Origin of the sequence: Henriciella pelagia (genome assembly GCF_002088945.1) — a bacterium.
Classification (GTDB): Bacteria; Pseudomonadota; Alphaproteobacteria; order Caulobacterales; family Hyphomonadaceae; genus Henriciella; species Henriciella pelagia.
On sequence record NZ_NCSU01000011.1, the window covers coordinates 224,144 to 244,186 of the forward strand.

A 20,043-nucleotide genomic window follows, 5' to 3' on the forward strand; every position below is an offset into this window, starting at 1 on the left:
CCTAGCTTGCGCCCGCGTCCGGATCGCGCGGCGTCTGTGAAGCGGCGACGGCTGTGCGGGCCTTCAGTTCACCGGAAATGCGCGTCATCATGAATGTGCCGGTCCAGTCCGATGGGTCATCGAAGAACCATACGCCGCTGATGAGGCAACAATCGGCATCCACGTCACCATGATAGCGCAGCATGAAGGGCTCGCCGCTTTCATCGTCGATGGCGATCTTGGTGAAGTGCACATCCAGACCCTGACGATAGCCGGTGATGCGGGCTTCGTATTCGGCGAAGTCGCGATCTTCTGTAAGGTTCTCCTCAAGGATGGAGCCAGTCACCTTGCCGGTCTCTTCCTTGATCCAGGCCGTGAACATGACAGCATCGTCTGTGAGGTCGTAGGCGTAGAAGCCTGTCCACAGACCGCTCAGATCTTTGGTCCGACGGCGTTTGGGGGAACTGTTTGCCATAGGGGTACCTTGCCCTGCGTTCGATGGCATCATCAAGGCCATTTCTGCGCTTGACAGTGAGTTCAGCTCCGAATTCCTGTGAAAGCCCAATGATGACAGGGTAAAGCGCAGATTGGGGCTTGATCAAACGAGGTCGGGCGTTCATCTCCCTCATCCATGAAAATACTCCTCCTTGGTTCTGGTGGCCGCGAGCACTCGCTGGCCTGGAAAATCGCCCAGTCTCCGCTCGTCGATGAAGTTTTTTCCGCGCCGGGAAATCCCGGCATGGACAAGATCGGCCCATGTTTCGACCTTGACCCGACAGACCTGAAGGCGGTCCAGGAACTCGCCCTGCAGATCGTGCCAGACCTGATCGTTATCGGGCCGGAAGCCCCTCTGGCGGCCGGTGTGAGCGATGCGCTGCGTGCGCGCGGCTTTGACGTGTTTGGGCCAAGCCAGAAAGCGGCGCAGCTGGAAAGCTCCAAGGGCTTTGCCAAGGACCTGATGAAGAAATATGGCGTGCCGACAGCCGGTTATGGCCGCTTCACGGATCTCACCGAAGCGCTGGAATACCTGGAAGGGATGACCGCGCCCTATGTGATCAAGGCTGACGGGCTTGCCGCTGGCAAGGGCGTTGTGATCGCACAGACACTGGAAGAGGCGGAGAACACGGTCGAGGAATTCATGGCGGGCCGCTTCGGCGATGCGTCGGCGGAGATCGTCATTGAAGAGTTCATGGAAGGCGAAGAGGCTTCCGTGTTTGTGATGACGGATGGCGAAGGCGCCATCTACCTTCCGGTGGCGCAGGACCACAAGCGGGTCGGTGATGGCGACACGGGACCGAATACAGGCGGCATGGGGGCGTACGCCCCGGCACCGGTTGTGGATGCTCGTACGCTTGAACTGGTCCAGACAATGATCGTCGAGCCGATGCTGTCCGGCATGGCCGATGACGACATGCCATATCAGGGTGTTCTCTATGTCGGGATCATGGTGACGCCGTCCGGCCCGAAAGTGGTCGAGTTCAATGCGCGGTTCGGTGATCCGGAATGCCAAGTCCTGATGGCAGGGCTGCCCGGAGATATTGTACCGGCGCTTCTGGTCTGTGCGACGGGCGGGCTTGTCAGCAGCCATGCGGCTCTGTGTGAGATGATGGGCCTGTCGGAATTCAGGCCAAGCGCCACGGTGGTCATGGCCGCGAACGGGTATCCGGGCGCCGTGAAGAAGGGCTCCGTCATCGCCGGTGTCGACAATGCGGATGCGATCGACAGCGTTACAGTGTTCCATGCCGGCACGGACATGAATGAGAAAGGCGAGCTGATTGCAGCCGGTGGGCGCGTCCTCGGCGTGACGGCGACGGGCGACGATCTCAGGCAGGCGGTCGATCGCGCCTATCATGGAGTGGCCGCGATTGATTGGCCGGAAGGCTTCTATCGCAGGGACATCGCCCACCGGGCGCTTAAATAAATGTAATCTGTACAGGTTGCAGGCAACCGGCGGGCGGCAAGGTCGTTTCTGTTCCATCACCTGATATGATGGAGAAACCTCATGACCAATCACAATGTTGATGCCCTGAATGATGTTACGAAGACCCTGATCGATAGCCAGAAAGGCTATGAAAAGGTGTGCGAAATGTCCGATGACAGCCATGCTCTGCGCAACAAGTTTCAGACGCTTGCCGCTGAACGAGCCGATTTGATCCAGAGCTTTCAGACCCAGGTGCGCACTTATGGCGCCGAACCGGCCACATCAGGCGGGGTCGGCGGATCGCTGCACCGCGCCTGGGCCGACTTTACGTCGTTGTTCCAGGATGACGAAAAGGCGGCATTGGAAGCGGTGGAGGATGGCGAGGAATACCTGGCCAAACAAGTGGCGTCGAAACTTGATAGCAAGGATATCGACCTGCCGACACGCGAACTGCTTGAGCGCGCCCAGGCGTCTGCCCTACATGGGGAGCGATTTGCCGACATGACCGAAAAGGCAAGGTTCTAAAGCCCCGCATGATAAGATGAGAGCGACCGTCTCCCCGGAGGCGGTCGTTTCTTTTACCCAAGCAAACACATTGCTGGCCGAAGGCGGGATAGCAGGCTATCTCGATGTGGCGATTTGACCCTGCGATAAGCTTGTAGCCGCACCTGCAAGCGCTAGGGTACGCTTCAACAGATATCGCAGGGAGCAGAACATGGCAGAGGCCGAAAACGCGCAGGAAATGTTCACTGGTACGAAGGAAGTCGCCGAGAGCCACAGATTCGATGAAAGCAGACTGGCCGAGTGGATGGAGGCCAATGTCGAAGGCTATCAGGGACCGCTGACTGTCAAGCAGTTCAAGGGCGGACAGTCCAACCCGACCTACAAGCTTTTCACGCCAGACAAGGTCTATGTGATGCGTCGCAAGCCGCCCGGCAAGCTCCTGCCATCGGCGCATGCAGTGGACCGGGAATTCCGCGTGATCAATGCGCTCTACCCAACGGGCTTCCCGGTCGCGCGTCCTTATGGTCTGTGTGCGGATGAAGGCGTCATAGGCACCATGTTCTATGTGATGGATTGTGTCGACGGACGCATTCTCTGGGATGGCACGCTGCCGGACTATGAGCCAGCGATGCGTCGCCAGATCTATGAGGCCAAGGTCAAGACGTTTGCGGACCTGCACAATACGGACTGGAAGGCTGCAGGGCTGGAAGGATTCGGTAAGGAGGGCGATTATGTCGCCCGTCAGATCCATCGCTGGACAAAGCAGTACAAGGCGTCCGAAACCGAGCATATCGAGGATATGGAGAAGCTGATCGAATGGCTCCCGGAGAACATTCCTCCGGGCGATACGACGACGATCGTTCACGGCGATTACCGGCTGGACAATATGGTCCTGCACCCGACCGAGCCGAAAGTCATCGCGGTGCTGGACTGGGAGCTTTCAACGCTTGGTGATCCGCTTGCGGACTTTTCCTATCACCTCATGAACTGGGTGATGCCGAGCGGTGACGAGACGCGCGGGTCGCTCTCGTCAATTCCGGACCTGAAGGCGCATGGAATCCCCACCATGCAGGAGTATGTCGATATGTATTGTGAGCACACTGGCCGCGATGGTCTGCCGCAGCTCGACTATTATTTTGCCTACAACGCCTTCCGGCTGGCCGGCATCCTGCAGGGCATAGTCGGCCGGGTTCGCGATGGAACGGCATCAAACGCCAACGCTGCCAAGAATGCTGACCGTGTGCGCCCGCTCGCGGCGTTTGCAGCGGAACGTGCACGCATGGCCGGGATGAAGGATTAGCATCATGTCGAAGATCATCGAGGGGCCACTCCGCAAGCCGGCTCAGATGCTGGCCGACCAGTCCTATGACGGCCACAAGTCGCTGCATGATGACAGTGAAGCCGAAAAGCTCGGTATCAAGGCTGGACCTATTGAGGGGCCGACGCATTTCAGCCAGTTTTCGCCCTATTTGGTTGACCTGTTCGGAAAAGACTGGTTCGAACGCGGATGCTTTTCAGCGCACTTCCAGAACATGGTTGTCGAGGGCGAGGCGGTTCGCGTGTTCGTGGAGCCAAAGTCCGAAACCTCGGCCTACTGTCGGGCCGAGAAAGAAGACGGCACGCCAGTCCTCGAGGCCAGCGCAACACTCGGTCCGGACCATGGCCAGACGCTGTTGGAAGCGCGCCAGGCGAAGCTGCGCCCAGCGGGCGAGCTGGTCATCCTGGCCGACATGGAAGTCGGGATGAAAGGGCCGGACAATGAGATCGTCCGCATGGACCCCGATCAGCATATGGGCAATCTCTACCCCTTCTCCCTGAACGACAAGCTCCGCAAGATCACCGAGCCGATGGACTGGTACTCGGACGCGGCTGCCTCGCCATGGGGCCGGGCGATCATCCCGACAGAGATGGTATCCGTTATCGGAAACTATACGGGCGGCATGATCAAATGGCCAATCAAGCGCCCGTCAATCGGCCTGTTCGCCGATCTTGAAATCCGCATGGTCAGTGGTCCGCTCTTCGTGGGGGAGACCTATCGGCTTAAGCGCGAAGTCGTCGCGCTGTCCCAGAGCCGCCGCGTGGAAAACTACTGGGTGCTGACAAGCTTTTTCGATGAGAGTGGCAATGAGCTGAAAGCGCAGATGCTGCTCAATCACGGGATCATGAAGGCAAGCTATCCAGATTACCCGAAGGAGCTGCTGCCCAGCTAGCTAGTCTGATGCGGTGCAGACAGCGTCGTCATAGTCGCGTTCGAAAATGTAGGTCTGGTCTGCAATCGGGACAGTAACGCTTTTGTACACCTTGTTTGCCGGGTCGTCCCAGGTCTGGGCGAAGGCTTCCATGCGGGTGATCCGGTCGCCAAGAAAGGTCCTGAGGTGGGCGGCGTCGATCATGCCCCAATAGGCATTCGGGTCGACGCGGCAATCATGGTCGAGGGCATCGGATAGGATGCGGTCACTGATGGTCCGGATGTAATCGACGTCTACATCCTGTCCTTTCAGGTGCTCGACCATGTGGTCCTGACCGGATTTATGCAACGTGTACGGAAAATTGTAGCCGAGGCCCGCGACCAGCTTGTCGCGGCTCGATGCCTTGGCGCCAGTCTGTAGCCAACCAAACCACTGGTCAAAGCCCATCATAACAATGCCGTGCACGGATAGATGTGCGCTATGATGGATTGTGAGATCGTCAGCACCGGGAACCAGAACCATTGCGCAAGCCGACATGCACTGCCCGGCGATAATGATGGGCTCGTTACGCTGGTCGAGAATGCGGCTCATCATGCGCGCTGTAGCGACGTTTCCGCCAGGGCTCGTAATGATGATGCGGCTGGCCGGCGCCATGTCGGCGAGCTGCAGGAACTGTCCCGGAAAGATGGCGGCGTTGTAGCAGATTGTCTGCGTGTCCGGCAGGACGGACACTCCTCCGGCGGCGAGACAGGCCTCGACTTCGGCATCGAGGCTGGCGGATGGTGCGTCGAACGCGATCTCCTGCGCGTCGGCACTCAGAAACGTCGCCTCCATGAGAGCATAAACCAGGGCGGCGCTTGCCAGTCTGGAGCGAAATCTGTTGAACATCGCTGGACCTTCAGTGAAAATTGCACAGTTCCTGCATCGAAGCTTAGACTGGGTAAGGATACGGTAAAGAGAAGATTGGGCGGGCGGAGACAGACCATGCGGCATCAGGCGACAATTCATAAGTGTGCAGCAGCGCTGATCGTGTCGGCAATGCTCGGCGCGTGCGGATCGAACACGGCTGCACCCGAGACCAACATGGTCTCGACGAGCGCCTGTGTCGAGATTCCGGATGGCTATTATCTGTTTACTGATGGTCAATTCACGCCAACCAGCGAAGACATGGCAATCGACCTTCCGGCGCCGGTCAGCCAGATTGAGGTCGCATGGGTGGACGATGTTACCGATCATGTGAACGAGATGGGCTATGACTGGCTCGCGGTTCGCGTCGCAGGACGAGTGGCGACGCTTGTAGGCACAGCGCCGGATGAAGACACGAAGGAGGCGGCTTATTCGGCCGGCCGGAATGCGGTGCTGTCCAGCCCTGCCGGCGCGCAGAATATCGATCTCGTTGTCGACGGCATTTCAGTGCAGGGCGGAGACTCAGGCGTGGGCGCTGCCCTTGCGGGCCTGAATGACCGACCAACGCCGGAAGCGTGCCAGGCCACTTTGACGGCTGTGATGGACGGCCGCAATGTAGAGTTTGAAAGTGGGAATTCCAGCATTTCCGAGAATAGCACCCGCCTTCTGGATGCCGTGACGGGGGCTGCGCTGATCTGTTCGGCCTACACAATCGAGATTGGCGGGCATACGGATGCGCGCGGCGCAGATTCCTTCAATTTGCGCCTGTCGCAAGAGCGCGCGGATGCGGTCAAGCAGTATCTGGTCGACCACGGGGTCGCAGAATCAAAGCTGACCGCAGTGGGATATGGTGAAAGCCGGCCGCTCGATTATGCGCAGACGACTGAAGCCTATGCCCGCAACCGGCGTACGGAATTCACGGTGCACGGCTATTGATGATGGCGCGGTTTGGAGGGCGTGCGGCGCTGTCCGGCCCTCTGGCCGCCGCGTGCGCGCTTCTGGCTGGGTCTGCCAGTCGGTTTCCGTGCGGGCAGATAGGACCCGAGCAATTCGTTGAGCTGTGAGGGGAGGACTTCCTCGACCCCGCCCGGCGGGAGGTCGCCCAACTCGAATGGGCCATAATGGGTGCGGATCAGGCGGTTCACTTCCAGTCCCACTGCTTCAAGGGCGCGTCGGACTTCACGTTTCTTGCCCTCGGTAAGCGTAACGCGGATCCAGTTATTGGTGCCGGTTTCCCGTTCCAGTTCTGCAATGATGGGTGCGTAAGTGACCCTGTCGACCGTGATGCCGTCCGCCAACTCTTTCAGTTTCTCAGGCGTGACCTTGCCATGGGCGCGGGCCCGGTAGCTGCGCTGGAACTCGTTTCGCGGCAGTTCGAGCGTGCGAGCGAGTTCACCATCATTGGTGAGGAGGAGCAGGCCTTCAGTGGTCAAGTCGAGACGACCGACTGTCATCACGCGCGGCAGGTGTTTGGGCAGTTCGTCAAAAATAGTCCGGCGACCCGCAGGGTCGATGGTCGTGGTGATCAGTCCGGACGGCTTGTGATAGCGCCAGAGCCGTGTGGCCTCAGGCTGTTTCACCTTTTTGCCGCGGACCTGGATGGTTTCGTTCCCCGTCACCTTGAAGGCGGGAGATGTGAGTTTCTTGCCATTGACCGTGACAAGGCCCTTTTCGATCAACGCTTCGCTTTCGCGGCGTGAGGCGATGCCGGCGCGTGCGAGCCATTTGGCGATGCGCTCACCTTCGCTCCAGTCATCAGGTGCGGTGTGTTTCGATTTGGGCGAACTGGTCCGTCTTGCGGGCCGGGGCGTCTCACGACGATCCGTCATTTCTGGCTGTCCTTTAAGGGCGTCAGCCTATGTGAAGGACGGGGCAGGCGATTGCAAGGGCAAGAGCGAGTTCGAGCGGGATCCAGACCGGGATCATCCCGGCGGCGCGGTTCTCTTTCGTGTCGAGCAGCAATGACAGGGACCGTCCCAGCCCCGCGCCGAACCAGCCGGCGGCGACCGGCATGATTGCAAACAGGGAATAGAACCCGCCAACCTTGAGCAGGATCACCAGCGCGGTCATGTGCACCATGAACAGCAGGCCGCCATATGTGGCGCGGAATTCGGAATAGCCGCCGGGCCTCGCCGGGTCCGGATCGGGGACGAGGCGGACCACGCCCTGCGCCCATCCGGGGGCAAAGAGTGCGCCGAGGCCCATCAGGGCACCTGCGCCAAGGGCAAGGGCGGCAATGATTGTGAGAACGCTCATCTGGTCTCCTTCCGGGTGCGGCCTGACTTTTAGTGTAGATCGAGGCGCGTCACCGGCGAGTTAAGAGCGGATCAGACGCCGGCGGCCTTCCAGGCGGATTTTGGCCAGCGCCGATGCTGCCAGAACCATTGCTCTGGGTTAGCGCGGACCTCAGCCTCTATGAATTCTGTAATCTTGAAGACGCAGTCCTTGACCGCTTCGTCGCCTTCAAGACCCGGTTCAGGCCGGATCGGCTCATGAATGGTTACACGAAACCGGGCCGGGCCCGTGCGTAGCGTCGAGACCGGAATGATGGGGACATCATATTTGAGCGCGAGCCGGGCCGGGCCGGGTGCCGTCATGGCATCGTGCCCAAAGAAAGGGGCGGCGAGGCCCTTGTTGAACTTCTGATCGTTCATGAGCGCCACAGAGCGACCCGCCGAGAGCGCCCGCATCAGCTCACGCGTGCCGAGGCCCTTGGGTGTCAGAACGCCAATCCCGTATTCGTGGCGCACCTTGTTGATGCGCCGGTCAATGTGCGGATTGTTCAGCGCGCGATAGGTCACCAGGCAGTCGACCGGGCGGCGGCAGATGACGGCGGCCATGACTTCCCAATTCGCGAAATGGCCGGAGATGAAGACCGCGCCATTGTCGCTGTTCTCGACGGCGTCGAGGCGCTCTGGGTACACGGTTTCTACCCGGTTGCCTTCATAGGGATGGATCTTTGGCAGGTGAGGGAGTTCGCCCGCCGTGCGGCCGACGCTCTCCCAGCTGGCTTTCGCGACGCGATCAACTTCGGCTTCATCCCAGTCCGGAAAAGCCATGCGCAAATTGCGTTTCACGGTCTTGCTCTGGCTGAGCAGCGGCGCGATACGCTTGACGATCCAGCCAGCAGTATTGGATGCGCGGTCTGGCCCGAGCAGTTTCATCGGCCACCAGTAGACCAGGTCCCAGGCGATCGCTTCCAGCCGCCAGGCGACGCGCTGGCCGAAAGTGGAGCGCTCATCGATGTCCGTCGGGCGGATATATTGTTCGGTATCGCTCATTTGGCCTGTCTTGCCCGTTGGACCAGTGGTTCCAGCAGATGGTCCAACACGTCGTCATTTTCAAATTCTGCCCTCACCGGGAACGCTAGAATGCCTGTGCGTTGAGAAGCGCGCAGGCGAACAAAATCCTTCTCGGTGGTAATGAGCGTCGCTTCGCGCTTTTCTGCCAGCGCTTTGAGGTAAGTGATGTCGCTGTCGGTGTAGACGTGATGGTCCGGGAAGGGCACGGTTTCGGCGATGCTGGCGCCGCATTGCTCAAGTGTGCTGAAGAACTTTTCAGGGCGTCCTATGCCGGCAAAGGCGACATAAGTTCTGGGCAGGTTGGCGGAGCGTGGCACGAGATGGCTCTGGATGATGGGGAGGGGGCAGGCGTCCAACTCCTCGGGCATATCGCCGGATCCGGTCAGCACGATGGCATCGGCGCGTGACAGCCCGACGGCAACCGGTTCGCGCAGGGGGCCCTTGGGAATGACGTGGCCATTGCCGAAGACGGACTGGCGATCAACCACGATCAGCGAGAGGTCCTTGTGCAAGCCTGGGTTCTGGTGACCGTCATCCATGATGATGAGATCGACGCCGTCCTGTTCCATGGCTTGCCCGGCTAGCGCGCGGTCCGCACCGATCCAGGCTTCGCCGGAGCAGGAAAACATCAGGGCTTCGTCACCGACATCGCCGGCTGTGTGCACCGTGAAGTCGACCTTGAGAGGCCCCTTCGAAGAGCCGCCATAACCGCGTGACAGCGTTGCGATCCGGGCGCCCGGCAACTGCGCGGAAAGGCGGTCGCGGAGCGCGGCGGCGACGGGGGTCTTTCCGGTCCCGCCCACGCTGATGTTTCCGACACAAATGACAGGGATGGTGAGCGTGTGCGGGTCCGCCTGAGCGATCCGCCGCTTTGTCATGCCAGCATAGATCGCTGCCAGCGGCGTGAGGAGGATGCGCGTCAGCGACGCGGCCTCGCGCGATTTCGGGTCGACATCGCGGTCCCAGAAGCGAGGCGAACGCATCATGACTTTGCCGCCGGAAGAATGTTCAGTAGTGCCGCCACCGTCTCGTCCATTGGCTTGCGCGTGCGTTCATTAAGGAAGGCGCGCATGTCGTCGGTCGGTTGGGCGGCCGGGAAGTTGTCTGCGAGATCCTGTGGAGCTTCGACGATGTCAAAGCCGCCCTTGCCGGAGAGTTCTGCGGCAATGTCCTGGAAGTTGAAGAGGTCCGGGCCGGTCAGCACGGGCGTACCAGTCTGCAGGATTTCAATGGGATTGTGGCCACCTATGCCGCCTGCGTGTCCGCCGCCGAGGTAGACGGTGTCGGCAAGCGCCGCGAACAGGCCCACTTCGCCGAGCGTATCGGCGAGCAGCACATCGACAGGGCCGGAGGGGGGCTTGCCGGTTGAGCGCTGATGATAGGTGAAGCCGCGCTGTTCGAGCAGCGCGATGATGTCAGGTGCGCGTTCAGGGTGCCTCGGCACAATCACGCAGAAGGGGCGTTCGGGCATTCGGTCCATAGCGTCGAGAACAAAGGCCTCTTCTTCGGAATGAGTCGAGATCGCCGCAAGGCACTGGCGCATGCCTTTGAATTGGGACTGGAGCCGTGCCAACGCGTCTGGGTCGAAGGTGGGGGCGGGCAGGGAGGATTTGAGGTTGCCAGGCTCGAGAACCGATTGCGCGCCGAGTGTGGCAAGGCCGGAGGCTGTTTTCGCATCAGCGGCAAGGATGACATCAAACTTGCCGAACAGTTCGCGAGCAAAGCCCGGCCATTTCTGCCAGCCGGCTATGCTGCGCTCGGTCATGCGGGCGTTGACCAAGGCTGTCGGTATGTTTGCCGTGTGTAATTCAGTCAGAAGGTTTGCCCATACTTCGCCTTCGGCAAAGACTGCCGCCGCTGGTTGCCAATGGGCGACGAAACGCCTTGCAATCGAGGGCGCATCGATTGGCGCGAACTGATGGATGGCGCGGTCCTTCAGGGCGGTGCTGTTTTCGATGGATTTTGCGACCAACTGCGCCGAGGTGCGGGTCTGGCTCGTGCACAGGAAGCTGAACTCGGGCCGCTTTTCATGCAGGGCTTCGGCCAGGGCCAGCAACAGGCGGGTCTCGCCGATACTGGCGCCGTGCATCCAGATCACCGGCCCGGGACCAGGCTTGGCGTCAAACTTCGCGAAGCGTTCTGCGGTACGTTCGCCGTCTTCCTTGCCCGTGCGCACGCGGTGCGAAATCAGCAACCCTAGAAACGGGTGCACGGCGCGTGTCGCAGTTCGGTAGAGAGTTCGGCCCAGACTCATGGCGTGTCTTCTAACGGGAAAATTCCTGTCCGTCGCCCGTAACGGTCAGTCTTTACGACCAATCAATTCCGCCGCGCGTGTATAGGCGGCCTCCATGGCGTAACCGACCTGCTGGATGGAGGCTTCGCTTTCCTGCGACTTGTCGACGAAAATCGGGGCGCCGATGACCATCGCCCCTCGGGCGAACGGAACGGGTATCATGAAGCGATCCCAGGTGTTCAGCCGCTTTACGGGTGCGCAGTCGAGTGCGTATGGCACGATGGCCGCGCCCGTCCGCTGGGCCAGTACGATGGGGCCGGGCTGGACGGTCTCTGCAGGGCCGCGAGGTCCGTCCGGCGTGATGCACATTACGCTGCCTGCGCGAAGCCGTTTGCTGGCTTTGGCGAGCGCGGCCAGCCCGCCCTTGTCCTTTCGTTTGCGCTTGTGTGTGGACGAGCCGCGGACCGATTCCAGTCCAAGGTGCTCAATTGCCTTCGCGACCGCTTCACCATCTCGTGACAGCGATATCAACATGGCGGTGGGGTGGGCCTTTGAAGGGAGCTTGCGGGCGATCCTGCTCCAGATCGTTGGAAGCAACATGATCCGCGAATGCCAGGCTGCCACGATCAGGCCATTATCGGCCTTCCAGGCTTCACGGAACCTGTCTTCGCCTTCCACCGTCCAGCGGATCGTGCGGGCGCACAGGACCATATAGGCCCAGATCAGGCTGCCCAGCACGGACGAGACAATCGGATGGCGCAGGAGGGATTTCATCGAAGCCGTCCTTTTAGGAGGCGTTGTCGCAATAGGCAAAGGCCAAAAACAAGCCGCGCCCTGTTGAGCTGCGCTCAGGGCCTAGTGGCAGAACACCCTGACCGGGTTTTTCAAGACGGGAAAGGTTTCGAAGACGTAAGGGGCTACTTGCCGTATCCGCTGGACGAGATTGCGCCAATTGTGTGAGGCGGTGCCGAGGTGGACCGTGCATACTCGATACAGTTGATAGGTGACGAATAGCGAACCTGGGGAGCGCGCCTAGGCCTATTTGTGCAAAATATTGCAAGCCATCTGAAGGTGGTGGGCGATACTGGGATCGAACCAGTGACCCCTGCCGTGTGAAGGCAGTGCTCTACCGCTGAGCTAATCGCCCGATATCAGGAGGAGCGGTCATAGTGAGACAGGCTCAACACGTCAAACGAAGAATGCAGAGCGGCTGAGCAAGGGCCAATGTGTATCTTTAAGTGCAAAGCAGACATGCAAAGTAGCATGAGTTATTTTTCGAAAAGTTAGAGGTCAAATCTTTCGCGTCAAAGTGTCGCCCAATCAGGGGACGTGAGCTAAATGTTGCCACAATTTGATTATTGCATATGAAATCAACAGGCTGAAGGCGATCGACCGCAAGGCAGGCCTGAATGGCGCAAAATACCGCGCAAAGATGAACAGATATTCAGAATGAACAGCTGTTCATAAAAGTCGCTAAATCAAATTTCATCGAGATTAGCCCTTGAGATTTGCCCAAAGAGCCGTCATCTAAGCGTCACGAACGGCGGAACGTTATTGAGTCTGTCGTTATGAAAAAAAATAGCAAACAGAAGGGCAGGTTTGCTGGAGGTCCCCCTCCAAGCACCCCTCATTTAGCCTGGAGAGATTGAAATGAAAGACTGGTGTAACAATGAAGGTGCAAAACGCCTTCGCGAAAAGATCCGTGAGTACTGGGCAGAGCGTGGCTATGAAGTCGACGTCGACCTCGTAGATGCTGGCTTTGTGCCTGCGATGCGCAGCGCCCGTACCGACCTTCGCAGCAATATGGTGAACGGCATGCCGCGTCGCCGCGTTGCAAAGGCCCAGGAAGATGTTCGCACGTCGTATCGTCCAGCCGACGCCGCGACTGAAGCGGCCTAGGCTATGATCGCCCGGATCAGTCCGGGCAGTTCAGAGTAAGTCTCGCATATTCCTGAGACCTCTGACAGATCGGTCGGCGACGGCCCGTATCCAAACGGTACAAACACGAAAGGCAGTCCGGCATTCCGGGCTGCCTTTTCATCTGTCTGGCTGTCACCAATCATGATGGCGCAGTTCGTTGTGCCGCCCGCGCGCAGGACCGCCTGGATAATGTGGTCGCCATCCGGCTTCTTGCTGGGGACGGCATCAGCGCCGACAATGCTCGCGAACCGGTGAGAAATGCCAAGACCTAGCAGAACGGCCTCCGACAGGGCTTGCGTCTTGTTCGTGCAGACGGCGCAGATGGCGCCAGCATCCGCGAGCTGGGCAAGGGCGGCATCGGCGCCGGGGTAAAGCTCGCTGAGATTGCAGATATTGCGCCGGTAATGATCGAGAAAATCGTCCCAGAGTGAGTCAACGGCCGCGTCCGCATTGTCCACTTTCTGATAGGCCAGCCCCTTCCGGATCATGGCCTTTGCGCCTTCGCCAATCATTCCGCTGATCAGCTCGAAAGGGACGGGTCTGAAACCGGCGCGCATCAGGCAGTGATTGAGCGCTGCGTGGAGGTCTGGCGCGCTGTCGACGAGTGTTCCATCAAGGTCGAAGACAATCGTCCAGCCCTGCAGGTCGCGTGTTTCCATCAGTTTGCTCCAAATGGCTCGCATCAATTCGTCAGATGGTTTAGGCGAGAAGTCAAAGCAGAACGAGTTGGAAAGTCATGTCGGAAAGAGCCGCAATCATTCTGGCCGCAGGACAGGGGACGCGGATGAAATCCTCCCTGCCGAAGGTGCTGCATCCGGTTGGCGGACAATCCATGATCGACTGGTCGATACAACTGGCGAGACGGGTCGGCTGCGAGAAGATCATTACGGTTGTGAGCCCTAATTCTGATGCGCTCAAGTCGCATGTCACGGCGGCTCTCGGTGACAGTGCCATTGCCATTCAGGACCCTCCGCTGGGGACAGGGCATGCCGTGCGGGCTGCAGAGGCGGCACTGTCCGGGTTCACCGGCGATGTCATCGTCCTCTATGGCGATACGCCGCTCATTCCGTCGACGGCGGTTGAGGCGCTGTTCGGAGAACTTGAGCAGGGCACCGGCGTGGGCGTGCTCGGCTTTCATGCGCGCGAGCCCGGTGCCTATGGCCGCCTTGTGACAAATGGTAATGACGAGCTCGAAGCCATTGTCGAGGCCAAGGACGCCTCGCCCGAACAGCTAAAGATCGATATTTGCAATTCAGGCGTGATGGCTGTGCGGTCGGACCGGCTCTTCCGCCTGCTGTCCAGGGTCACCAATGACAACAAGAAGGGCGAGTATTATCTCACCGATATTGTCGGGCTGGCGCGGGACGAGGGCGCGACCTGCAAGGTTGTGACCTGCCAGGAAGCGGATGTGATGGGGGTGAATTCGCGGGTCGAGCTTGCCGTCGCCGAAGCCGCATTCCAGTCCCGCAGGCGCCAGGAACTGCTCGAATCAGGCGTCACCATGACGGCGCCGGACACTGTCTTTCTCGCCCACGACACCATCATCGAGAATGATGTGGTCATCGAGCCGCATGTCGTGTTCGCGCCGGGGGTGCATGTCCGCAGTGGCGCGGTCATTCGCGCGTTCAGCCATCTTGAGGGAGCGATCGTGGACGAAGGCGCGCAGATTGGGCCGTATGCGCGGCTTCGGCCGGGTGCGAGGATTGGAGAAGGTGCGCGGATCGGCAATTTCGTTGAAGTGAAGAAAACGCGCGTTGGCAAGGGCGCGAAGGCCAACCATCTTGCATATCTCGGCGATGGCGAGGTCGGCGCGAATGCCAATCTCGGCGCGGGAACCATTTTCTGCAATTATGATGGTTTCCTCAAATACACGACCAGGATCGGCGAAGGGGCGTTTGTCGGCTCCAACAGTGCGCTCGTTGCGCCGGTGTCGATCGGGAAGGGCGCCTATGTAGGGTCTGGCTCTGTGATCACCGAAGACGTGTCTGCGGATGCGTTGGCGATAGGTCGTGGTCGGCAGGTGGAGAAGGCCGGATGGGCGGCGCATTTCCGCGTTGAAATGGCCGAGAAAAAGAAACAGACACAGACATAAGGGTACCGGGCGATGGCATTCGAGAAAGAAAAGGAAAATGCGGCCGCAGCAGCGATCGAGTTTGTCGAGGACGGCATGACGGTCGGACTGGGAACGGGCTCGACGGCGAAGTTCTTCGTCGAAATGCTGGCCGAAGAGATTGCTGACGGGCTGATGGTGAAAGGTGTTCCGACCAGTGAGGATACGCGCCGGCTCGCCGAGTCGCTCGGAGTTCCGCTTCTGCCTATCGAACACGTCGACCGGATCCACCTGACCGTGGACGGAGCCGATGAGGTGGATGGCGACGCGCAACTGATTAAAGGCGGCGGCGCGGCGCTTCTGCGGGAAAAGATTATCGCAAATGCCAGCGATCTGATGGTTGTGATTGCCGACCCGTCGAAAGTGGTGGACGTGCTCGGCGCTTTTCCGTTGCCCGTTGAAGTGACGCCATTCGGCTACACCATCACCGCCAAGAAAGTCTTCGACGCGCTGAAAGCGGCAGGTGTTATTCGTCCGAAGATTGACGTTCGTACCGCTGGCGGCAGCAAGCCGCTCGTCACCGATGGTGGAAATTACATTCTTGATTGCCAGTGCGGGGTCATTCCCGATGCGCCGAAAGCAGCTGCGCTGCTATCGAACGTCCCCGGCGTCGTAGAGCATGGATTGTTCATCGGAATGGCACGTACTGTCATTGTCGGAGACGAAGATGGCGCTTCGGTGATTGAACACTGACCGTTACGGGCCATGTAAGGGCGCAACAACGACAACAGCACCCGAAGGACGCCCCGAATGGCCGATACGCAATACGATTATGATCTCTTTGTCATTGGAGCCGGCTCGGGCGGGGTGCGCGCAGCCCGGATCGCTGCCCAGGCGGGTGCGAAAGTGGCGATTGCCGAGGAGTACCGTATTGGTGGCACATGCGTGATCCGCGGCTGCGTGCCGAAGAAATTCATGGTCTATGCGAGCGACTACGGCAAGAAGATCAATGAAGCGGCGCAGTATGGCTGGAAGGTCGAGGAGGCCGGCTTTGATTTTCCGAGATTCATGTCGAACATGCATGCTGAGGTCGACCGCCTTTCGGCCATCTATATGCGCAATCTCGCCAATGCTGGCGTAGAGGTTTTTGAAGAGCGTGCCGAATTGGATGGACCGAACAAGGTGTTGCTGAAAGAGACAGGCAAATCCTTCACCGTCGACAAGATCCTGATCGCGACGGGAGGAGAGCCGTGGCGACCATCGCCTGATGAGCTTCCGGGCGTTGAACACACAATTACCTCGAACGAGATCTTCCAGTTGAAGGCGCTGCCGAAGCGTATCGTGATTGCCGGCGGCGGTTATATCGCGTGCGAATTTGCGCATGTATTTGCCGGTCTCGGAGTCGAGACCTGTCTCGTCTATCGCGGGGACACTGTCCTCAACGGGTTTGACTATGATGTTCGCACAGCCGTGCATGAGGGCCTCAAGGAGGCGGGCGTACGCGTCATCACCAATTGCATCTTCGACCGGATCGATGAGGTTGAAGGCGAAATTTGCCCCTATAAGGTGGCGTTGAGCGATGAGACGGAAATCATGGCGGACGTGATCGTCATGGCAGTTGGCCGTCGTCCCTCAACCCGTGGCCTTGGATGTGACAAGGCGGGGGTCGAACTCGAGCAGAAGGGCGCCGTCATCGTCGATGATGCCTCGCGCACGAGTGTGCCGAACATCTTTGCGGTTGGCGATGTTACTGACCGGATTGCGCTGACCCCGGTCGCCATCCGCGAAGGCCATGCCTTTTCTGACAGTCTGTTTGGGGACAATGAGTGGTCCTTTGACCATGACAATGTCGCCTCGGCCGTATTCGTCCAGCCGGAAGTTGGCACAGTGGGTATGACAGAGGCGCAGGCCCGCAAGGCATTCGGCGACGTGGACATCTACAAGACGCGTTTCAAGCCGATGAAGGGCGCACTTCTCGAAAAGACAGAGCGTGTCCTCATCAAGCTTGTCGTCAAGCAGGATGACCAGAAAGTGGTCGGCGTTCATATTGTCAGCCCGGATGCCGGCGAGATGATCCAGATGATCGGCGTTGCCGTGAAGATGGGGGCCACAAAGGCTGATTTTGATCGCACTTGCGCCGTCCATCCGACCATCGCCGAGGAGATTGTGACGCTTCGCCAGAAATGGGTGCCGGAAGTCGAACCGGCCTAAGGCGCAGCCACCAGATCATGGATCTCATTCGCTGAGGCCTTCAGGGCCTCGCGGACGGCTTTCAGGCCACCGCCGCGTCCCTTGTGGATGACCAGGCTTTTCCACGGCGCCTCATCCGGCTCTGGCGCGCGGACCGTGAGATGTCCACTTTTTGGCACTGCATGTTGAAGCAGAGCTTCGGACAGCTTGAAGCCTGCCCGCTGGTCGTGCGCGCCATTGCGGGCATCGGCCTCGAAGGATGACTGTTCGTTGCGGGCAACCCGGTTGAAGAGAACCGACAGGGCCGGGCGTACGTCCTCTGCAATCTGCTCGTTCAGGACCAGATTGAGCAGCTTTACGCCGCGCAGGGAATACATGTCCGGATGCATGGGCGCGATGACGCGGTCGCTGGCCTCAAGGGCGCATTTGGTGAGGAAGGTCGCATTGGGGTTGGTATCGAACACGATGAGATCATAGGCGCTGCGCAGGTGGTCGATCATGCGCAGGAAATTATCGCGAATGGCCGCAAGCGCAGCGGCGTCCGTCGCGAAGGCGTATTTGGATATTTCAAACTGGCCGGAAATCAGGTCCAGGACACCGCCCGGCGCGCCTTCCTCCATGAGCGGATGCGCAATCTCTTCAGGGGCGGGCGCCGGGAAAGGCTCGACAGAGAGGCTGCTCCACGTTTCGGCGGGAGAGGTAGCATCGCTCGCATGCAGGCGGCTTCTCTCGAACAGTGAAATGACGGACTTGTCGCTGATGGCGCTGCGGTCGGCCGCTTCCATGTCGAAGAAGGTCTGGGTGAGATTGTACTGGGGGTCGAGGTCGATCAGCAGAACGCGTCCGCCAAGCGTGGCCTGCCAGGCACCAAAGACCTGTGAGGATATGGTGGTCTTTCCGACGCCGCCTTTGAGGTTCATCACTGAAAGGACCGGGCATTTTCGGCGATATCGGCGGCGCACATCACTGACCAGCTTTTCGAGACCGCCTTCGTCCATCAGGCCGGTCGTCAGACTGCTGGCGAGCTCTTTCTTGAAGACACCTGATAGGCGGGCATTGTCGGTACGAAACGGGAAGATGGTGGTGCCGCGAGCAATGGCGCGCTCGATCTGGCCTTGTGCTTCGCGTGAACGCACGCTGCTTGCTGATACGAGCACAATCATGGCGAAGGCCTTGTCGATCGCCTCCGATATGGTGGCGCGACTTTCCTCGGTGTCCGCGCCAGGCGCGTCATACCAGACCGGCACGCCTGCCTGGCGCAGCGCTTCATGCACTTTCAGAAGGCTGTCGACATCTTTCAGACCGTGGACGATGAAGGCGTGCGACATGGGAGGTTCCGCTTTCTTTTGGCTCTCTGGGTACGGCAAAGGTGGTGATTCCGCCACACAAACTGCCCAAGAAATGTGGTAAAACTTGTGCGACAGCCGCCATTATGATTAAGACGCGCGCCTGAGGAGTAGAGACATGACCTGGACACCAAGCAGCTGGAGAGCAAAGCCTGCCAAACATATTCCGGAAGATTATCCGGATGTTGCGGCGCTTGCTGACGTGGAAACCCGCCTGAAAGCGTTTCCGCCGCTGGTGTTTGCTGGCGAGGTGCGCAAGCTCAAGCAACAATTGGCATCTGTTGCGGCGGGCGATGCCTTCCTGCTGCAGGGCGGCGACTGCGCTGAGAGCTTCAAGGAATTCAGTGCCGACAATATTCGCGACACGCTGCGCGTGATGCTGCAGATGGCGGTGGTGCTGACATTCGCGGCGTCCAAACCCGTCGTGAAGGTTGGACGCCTCGCGGGCCAGTTCGGGAAGCCGCGCTCGTCTCCGACCGAAACGATTGATGGTGTCACACTGCCATCCTATCGCGGTGACAATATCAATGGCATGGATTTCACTGAGGAAGCCCGGCTTCCAGACCCGGAGAGGCTGATCAAAAGCTATTCCCAGGCGGCCTCGACGCTGAACCTCGTTCGCGCCTTTTCGCAGGGTGGCTACGCTGACCTCGCCAACGTGCATCGCTGGATGCTCGGCTTTGTGGACCGCTCACCCCAGGGCGAGCGTTACGAGGCGCTGGCCGATCGCATTTCGGACGCGCTGTCCTTCATGAATGCATGTGGCGTGAACTCGAAGACGGTGCCGCAGATGGCGCAGGTCGATGTGTACACCTCGCATGAGGCGTTGCTGCTCGGCTTTGAAGAGGCCATGACGCGCGTCGATTCAACGTCTGGCGACTGGTATGACACCTCGGCGCACATGCTCTGGATCGGTCATCGCACGCGCCAGGTCGACCATGCGCATGTCGAGTTCTGCAAGGGCATCCGCAACCCGCTTGGTATCAAGTGCGGACCCGGCATGGAGACAGACGAACTTGTGCGCCTCATCGAGACGCTCAATCCAAAGGACGAGGCTGGGCGGATCACTCTGATCGCCCGTTTCGGGTCTGAAGGTGTCAAGGAAGGGCTTCCGCCGCTCGTGCGGGCGGTCAAGAAGAGCGGGCGGAATGTCGTCTGGTCTTGCGATCCGATGCACGGCAACACGCTGAAGACCGATAGCGGCTTCAAGACACGTCCGGTTGACCGGATCCTGTCCGAAGTGCGTCAGTTCATCGAAATCGTGTCATCGGAAGGTTGTTATCCGGGCGGTGTCCATTTCGAGATGACCGGACAGGATGTCACCGAATGTATTGGCGGAGCTCAGGCGATTTCCGAAGCGGACCTGTCGTCTCGATACCACACTCACTGCGATCCTCGTCTGAATGGCGAACAAGCGCTTGAGTTGGCCTTCCTGATCGCAGAGAAGCTCCAGCACATGAAAGCCGCCGTCAGCGCTGAGACGCGCGCCGCGAGCTAAGAGGG

20 protein-coding genes and 1 tRNA gene are annotated in these 20,043 nt (G+C 59.6%); 10 read left to right on the plus strand and 11 right to left on the minus strand.

The window, feature by feature from the left end; all coding sequences use genetic code 11:
- Position 1 precedes the first annotated feature (1 nt).
- On the minus strand, positions 2–454 hold the full coding sequence (locus B8746_RS10575) for a hypothetical protein (protein WP_084393650.1): 453 nt from the start codon (positions 452–454) through the stop codon (positions 2–4).
- Between the two features lie 156 nt (positions 455–610).
- Here B8746_RS10575 and purD point away from each other — a divergent pair, with 156 nt between their 5' ends.
- The 4 genes from purD to B8746_RS10595 all read left to right on the plus strand — a co-directional run bounded on the left by purD (position 611) and on the right by B8746_RS10595 (position 4,614).
- Positions 611–1,900, plus strand: coding sequence for a phosphoribosylamine--glycine ligase (gene purD, locus B8746_RS10580; RefSeq protein WP_084393651.1), 1,290 nt, complete (start codon positions 611–613; stop codon positions 1,898–1,900).
- Between the two features lie 81 nt (positions 1,901–1,981).
- The gene (locus B8746_RS10585; RefSeq protein WP_084393652.1) at positions 1,982–2,425 is read left to right on the plus strand and encodes a PA2169 family four-helix-bundle protein; all 444 of its coding nucleotides are present in this window, start codon (positions 1,982–1,984) and stop codon (positions 2,423–2,425) included.
- Positions 2,426–2,615: 190 nt separating this feature from the next.
- Complete coding sequence (locus B8746_RS10590) at positions 2,616–3,704, plus strand: phosphotransferase family protein (protein WP_084393653.1); 1,089 nt, start codon at positions 2,616–2,618, stop codon at positions 3,702–3,704.
- 4 nt (positions 3,705–3,708) lie between these two features.
- Positions 3,709–4,614: a hypothetical protein gene (locus B8746_RS10595; protein WP_084393654.1), complete on the plus strand. Its 906-nt coding sequence runs from the start codon at positions 3,709–3,711 to the stop codon at positions 4,612–4,614.
- Here B8746_RS10595 and B8746_RS17140 read toward each other — a convergent pair whose 3' ends face one another.
- Positions 4,615–5,481, minus strand: a complete 867-nt coding sequence (locus B8746_RS17140) for a hypothetical protein (RefSeq protein ID WP_158084602.1) — start codon at positions 5,479–5,481, stop codon at positions 4,615–4,617.
- A gap of 96 nt (positions 5,482–5,577) precedes the next feature.
- Here B8746_RS17140 and B8746_RS17145 point away from each other — a divergent pair, with 96 nt between their 5' ends.
- Positions 5,578–6,435 carry an OmpA family protein gene (locus B8746_RS17145; protein ID WP_158084603.1) on the plus strand — a complete coding sequence of 286 codons (858 nt, stop codon included), beginning with the start codon at positions 5,578–5,580 and terminating at the stop codon, positions 6,433–6,435.
- Here the strand turns inward: B8746_RS17145 and B8746_RS10610 are convergent.
- The 7 genes from B8746_RS10610 to B8746_RS10640 all read right to left on the minus strand — a co-directional run bounded on the left by B8746_RS10610 (position 6,429) and on the right by B8746_RS10640 (position 12,181).
- Positions 6,429–7,328: a pseudouridine synthase gene (locus B8746_RS10610; RefSeq protein WP_084393657.1), complete on the minus strand. Its 900-nt coding sequence runs from the start codon at positions 7,326–7,328 to the stop codon at positions 6,429–6,431. The two genes, B8746_RS17145 and B8746_RS10610, sit on opposite strands and share 7 nt — an antisense overlap.
- Before the next feature lie 22 nt (positions 7,329–7,350).
- On the minus strand, positions 7,351–7,755 hold the full coding sequence (locus B8746_RS10615; RefSeq protein WP_084393658.1) for a hypothetical protein: 405 nt from the start codon (positions 7,753–7,755) through the stop codon (positions 7,351–7,353).
- Between the two features lie 71 nt (positions 7,756–7,826).
- Positions 7,827–8,780, minus strand: a complete 954-nt coding sequence (locus tag B8746_RS10620) for a lysophospholipid acyltransferase family protein (RefSeq protein ID WP_084393659.1) — start codon at positions 8,778–8,780, stop codon at positions 7,827–7,829.
- The gene (lpxK, locus tag B8746_RS10625; RefSeq protein WP_095380869.1) at positions 8,777–9,787 is read right to left on the minus strand and encodes a tetraacyldisaccharide 4'-kinase; all 1,011 of its coding nucleotides are present in this window, start codon (positions 9,785–9,787) and stop codon (positions 8,777–8,779) included. Before lpxK ends, B8746_RS10620 begins: the two co-directional genes overlap by 4 nt.
- Positions 9,784–11,055 carry a 3-deoxy-D-manno-octulosonic acid transferase gene (locus B8746_RS10630; protein ID WP_084393660.1) on the minus strand — a complete coding sequence of 424 codons (1,272 nt, stop codon included), beginning with the start codon at positions 11,053–11,055 and terminating at the stop codon, positions 9,784–9,786. Before B8746_RS10630 ends, lpxK begins: the two co-directional genes overlap by 4 nt.
- Before the next feature lie 45 nt (positions 11,056–11,100).
- Positions 11,101–11,808 carry a lysophospholipid acyltransferase family protein gene (locus B8746_RS10635; RefSeq protein WP_084393661.1) on the minus strand — a complete coding sequence of 236 codons (708 nt, stop codon included), beginning with the start codon at positions 11,806–11,808 and terminating at the stop codon, positions 11,101–11,103.
- A gap of 298 nt (positions 11,809–12,106) precedes the next feature.
- Positions 12,107–12,181: transfer RNA gene (locus tag B8746_RS10640), tRNA-Val, on the minus strand.
- A gap of 503 nt (positions 12,182–12,684) precedes the next feature.
- Between B8746_RS10640 and B8746_RS10645 the strand changes: the two genes are divergently transcribed.
- Positions 12,685–12,933 carry a hypothetical protein gene (locus B8746_RS10645; protein WP_084393662.1) on the plus strand — a complete coding sequence of 83 codons (249 nt, stop codon included), beginning with the start codon at positions 12,685–12,687 and terminating at the stop codon, positions 12,931–12,933.
- Here B8746_RS10645 and B8746_RS10650 read toward each other — a convergent pair.
- Positions 12,930–13,613, minus strand: a complete 684-nt coding sequence (locus tag B8746_RS10650; protein ID WP_084393663.1) for an HAD hydrolase-like protein — start codon at positions 13,611–13,613, stop codon at positions 12,930–12,932. The genes B8746_RS10645 and B8746_RS10650 overlap by 4 nt on opposite strands.
- Before the next feature lie 77 nt (positions 13,614–13,690).
- Between B8746_RS10650 and glmU the strand changes: the two genes are divergently transcribed.
- The 3 genes from glmU to gor are packed head-to-tail and all read left to right on the plus strand — an operon-like array spanning position 13,691 to position 17,215.
- Positions 13,691–15,046: a bifunctional UDP-N-acetylglucosamine diphosphorylase/glucosamine-1-phosphate N-acetyltransferase GlmU gene (gene glmU, locus B8746_RS10655; RefSeq protein ID WP_084393664.1), complete on the plus strand. Its 1,356-nt coding sequence runs from the start codon at positions 13,691–13,693 to the stop codon at positions 15,044–15,046.
- 12 nt (positions 15,047–15,058) lie between these two features.
- Positions 15,059–15,757: a ribose-5-phosphate isomerase RpiA gene (gene rpiA, locus B8746_RS10660; RefSeq protein ID WP_084393665.1), complete on the plus strand. Its 699-nt coding sequence runs from the start codon at positions 15,059–15,061 to the stop codon at positions 15,755–15,757.
- A 57-nt stretch (positions 15,758–15,814) separates the two neighbouring features.
- On the plus strand, positions 15,815–17,215 hold the full coding sequence (gene gor, locus B8746_RS10665; RefSeq protein ID WP_084393666.1) for a glutathione-disulfide reductase: 1,401 nt from the start codon (positions 15,815–15,817) through the stop codon (positions 17,213–17,215).
- On the opposite strand, the gene B8746_RS10670 is transcribed toward gor, so the two are convergent.
- Positions 17,212–18,522: an AAA family ATPase gene (locus B8746_RS10670; RefSeq protein ID WP_084393667.1), complete on the minus strand. Its 1,311-nt coding sequence runs from the start codon at positions 18,520–18,522 to the stop codon at positions 17,212–17,214. The two genes, gor and B8746_RS10670, sit on opposite strands and share 4 nt — an antisense overlap.
- Before the next feature lie 136 nt (positions 18,523–18,658).
- Between B8746_RS10670 and B8746_RS10675 the strand changes: the two genes are divergently transcribed.
- The gene (locus B8746_RS10675) at positions 18,659–20,038 is read left to right on the plus strand and encodes a class II 3-deoxy-7-phosphoheptulonate synthase (protein ID WP_084393668.1); all 1,380 of its coding nucleotides are present in this window, start codon (positions 18,659–18,661) and stop codon (positions 20,036–20,038) included.
- Positions 20,039–20,043: the final 5 nt, after the last annotated feature.

Excerpts from the sequence above, each read along its gene's own strand:
- B8746_RS10590 (WP_084393653.1), top strand. The coding sequence starts at position 2,616 with ATGGCAGAGGCCGAAAACGCGCAGGAAATGTTCACTGGTACGAAGGAA.
- B8746_RS10620 (WP_084393659.1), bottom strand. The coding sequence starts at position 8,780 with ATGAGCGATACCGAACAATATATCCGCCCGACGGACATCGATGAGCGC.
- B8746_RS10575 (WP_084393650.1), bottom strand. The coding sequence starts at position 454 with ATGGCAAACAGTTCCCCCAAACGCCGTCGGACCAAAGATCTGAGCGGT.
- B8746_RS17140 (WP_158084602.1), bottom strand. The coding sequence starts at position 5,481 with ATGTTCAACAGATTTCGCTCCAGACTGGCAAGCGCCGCCCTGGTTTAT.
- B8746_RS10650 (WP_084393663.1), bottom strand. The coding sequence starts at position 13,613 with ATGGAAACACGCGACCTGCAGGGCTGGACGATTGTCTTCGACCTTGAT.
- rpiA (WP_084393665.1), top strand. The coding sequence starts at position 15,059 with ATGGCATTCGAGAAAGAAAAGGAAAATGCGGCCGCAGCAGCGATCGAG.
- B8746_RS10670 (WP_084393667.1), bottom strand. The coding sequence starts at position 18,522 with ATGTCGCACGCCTTCATCGTCCACGGTCTGAAAGATGTCGACAGCCTT.
- lpxK (WP_095380869.1), bottom strand. The coding sequence starts at position 9,787 with ATGATGCGTTCGCCTCGCTTCTGGGACCGCGATGTCGACCCGAAATCG.
- glmU (WP_084393664.1), top strand. The coding sequence starts at position 13,691 with ATGTCGGAAAGAGCCGCAATCATTCTGGCCGCAGGACAGGGGACGCGG.
- B8746_RS17145 (WP_158084603.1), top strand. The coding sequence starts at position 5,578 with ATGCGGCATCAGGCGACAATTCATAAGTGTGCAGCAGCGCTGATCGTG.
- B8746_RS10595 (WP_084393654.1), top strand. The coding sequence starts at position 3,709 with ATGTCGAAGATCATCGAGGGGCCACTCCGCAAGCCGGCTCAGATGCTG.
- purD (WP_084393651.1), top strand. The coding sequence starts at position 611 with ATGAAAATACTCCTCCTTGGTTCTGGTGGCCGCGAGCACTCGCTGGCC.
- B8746_RS10610 (WP_084393657.1), bottom strand. The coding sequence starts at position 7,328 with ATGACGGATCGTCGTGAGACGCCCCGGCCCGCAAGACGGACCAGTTCG.
- B8746_RS10645 (WP_084393662.1), top strand. The coding sequence starts at position 12,685 with ATGAAAGACTGGTGTAACAATGAAGGTGCAAAACGCCTTCGCGAAAAG.
- B8746_RS10615 (WP_084393658.1), bottom strand. The coding sequence starts at position 7,755 with ATGAGCGTTCTCACAATCATTGCCGCCCTTGCCCTTGGCGCAGGTGCC.
- B8746_RS10630 (WP_084393660.1), bottom strand. The coding sequence starts at position 11,055 with ATGAGTCTGGGCCGAACTCTCTACCGAACTGCGACACGCGCCGTGCAC.
- B8746_RS10635 (WP_084393661.1), bottom strand. The coding sequence starts at position 11,808 with ATGAAATCCCTCCTGCGCCATCCGATTGTCTCGTCCGTGCTGGGCAGC.
- B8746_RS10675 (WP_084393668.1), top strand. The coding sequence starts at position 18,659 with ATGACCTGGACACCAAGCAGCTGGAGAGCAAAGCCTGCCAAACATATT.
- B8746_RS10585 (WP_084393652.1), top strand. The coding sequence starts at position 1,982 with ATGACCAATCACAATGTTGATGCCCTGAATGATGTTACGAAGACCCTG.
- gor (WP_084393666.1), top strand. The coding sequence starts at position 15,815 with ATGGCCGATACGCAATACGATTATGATCTCTTTGTCATTGGAGCCGGC.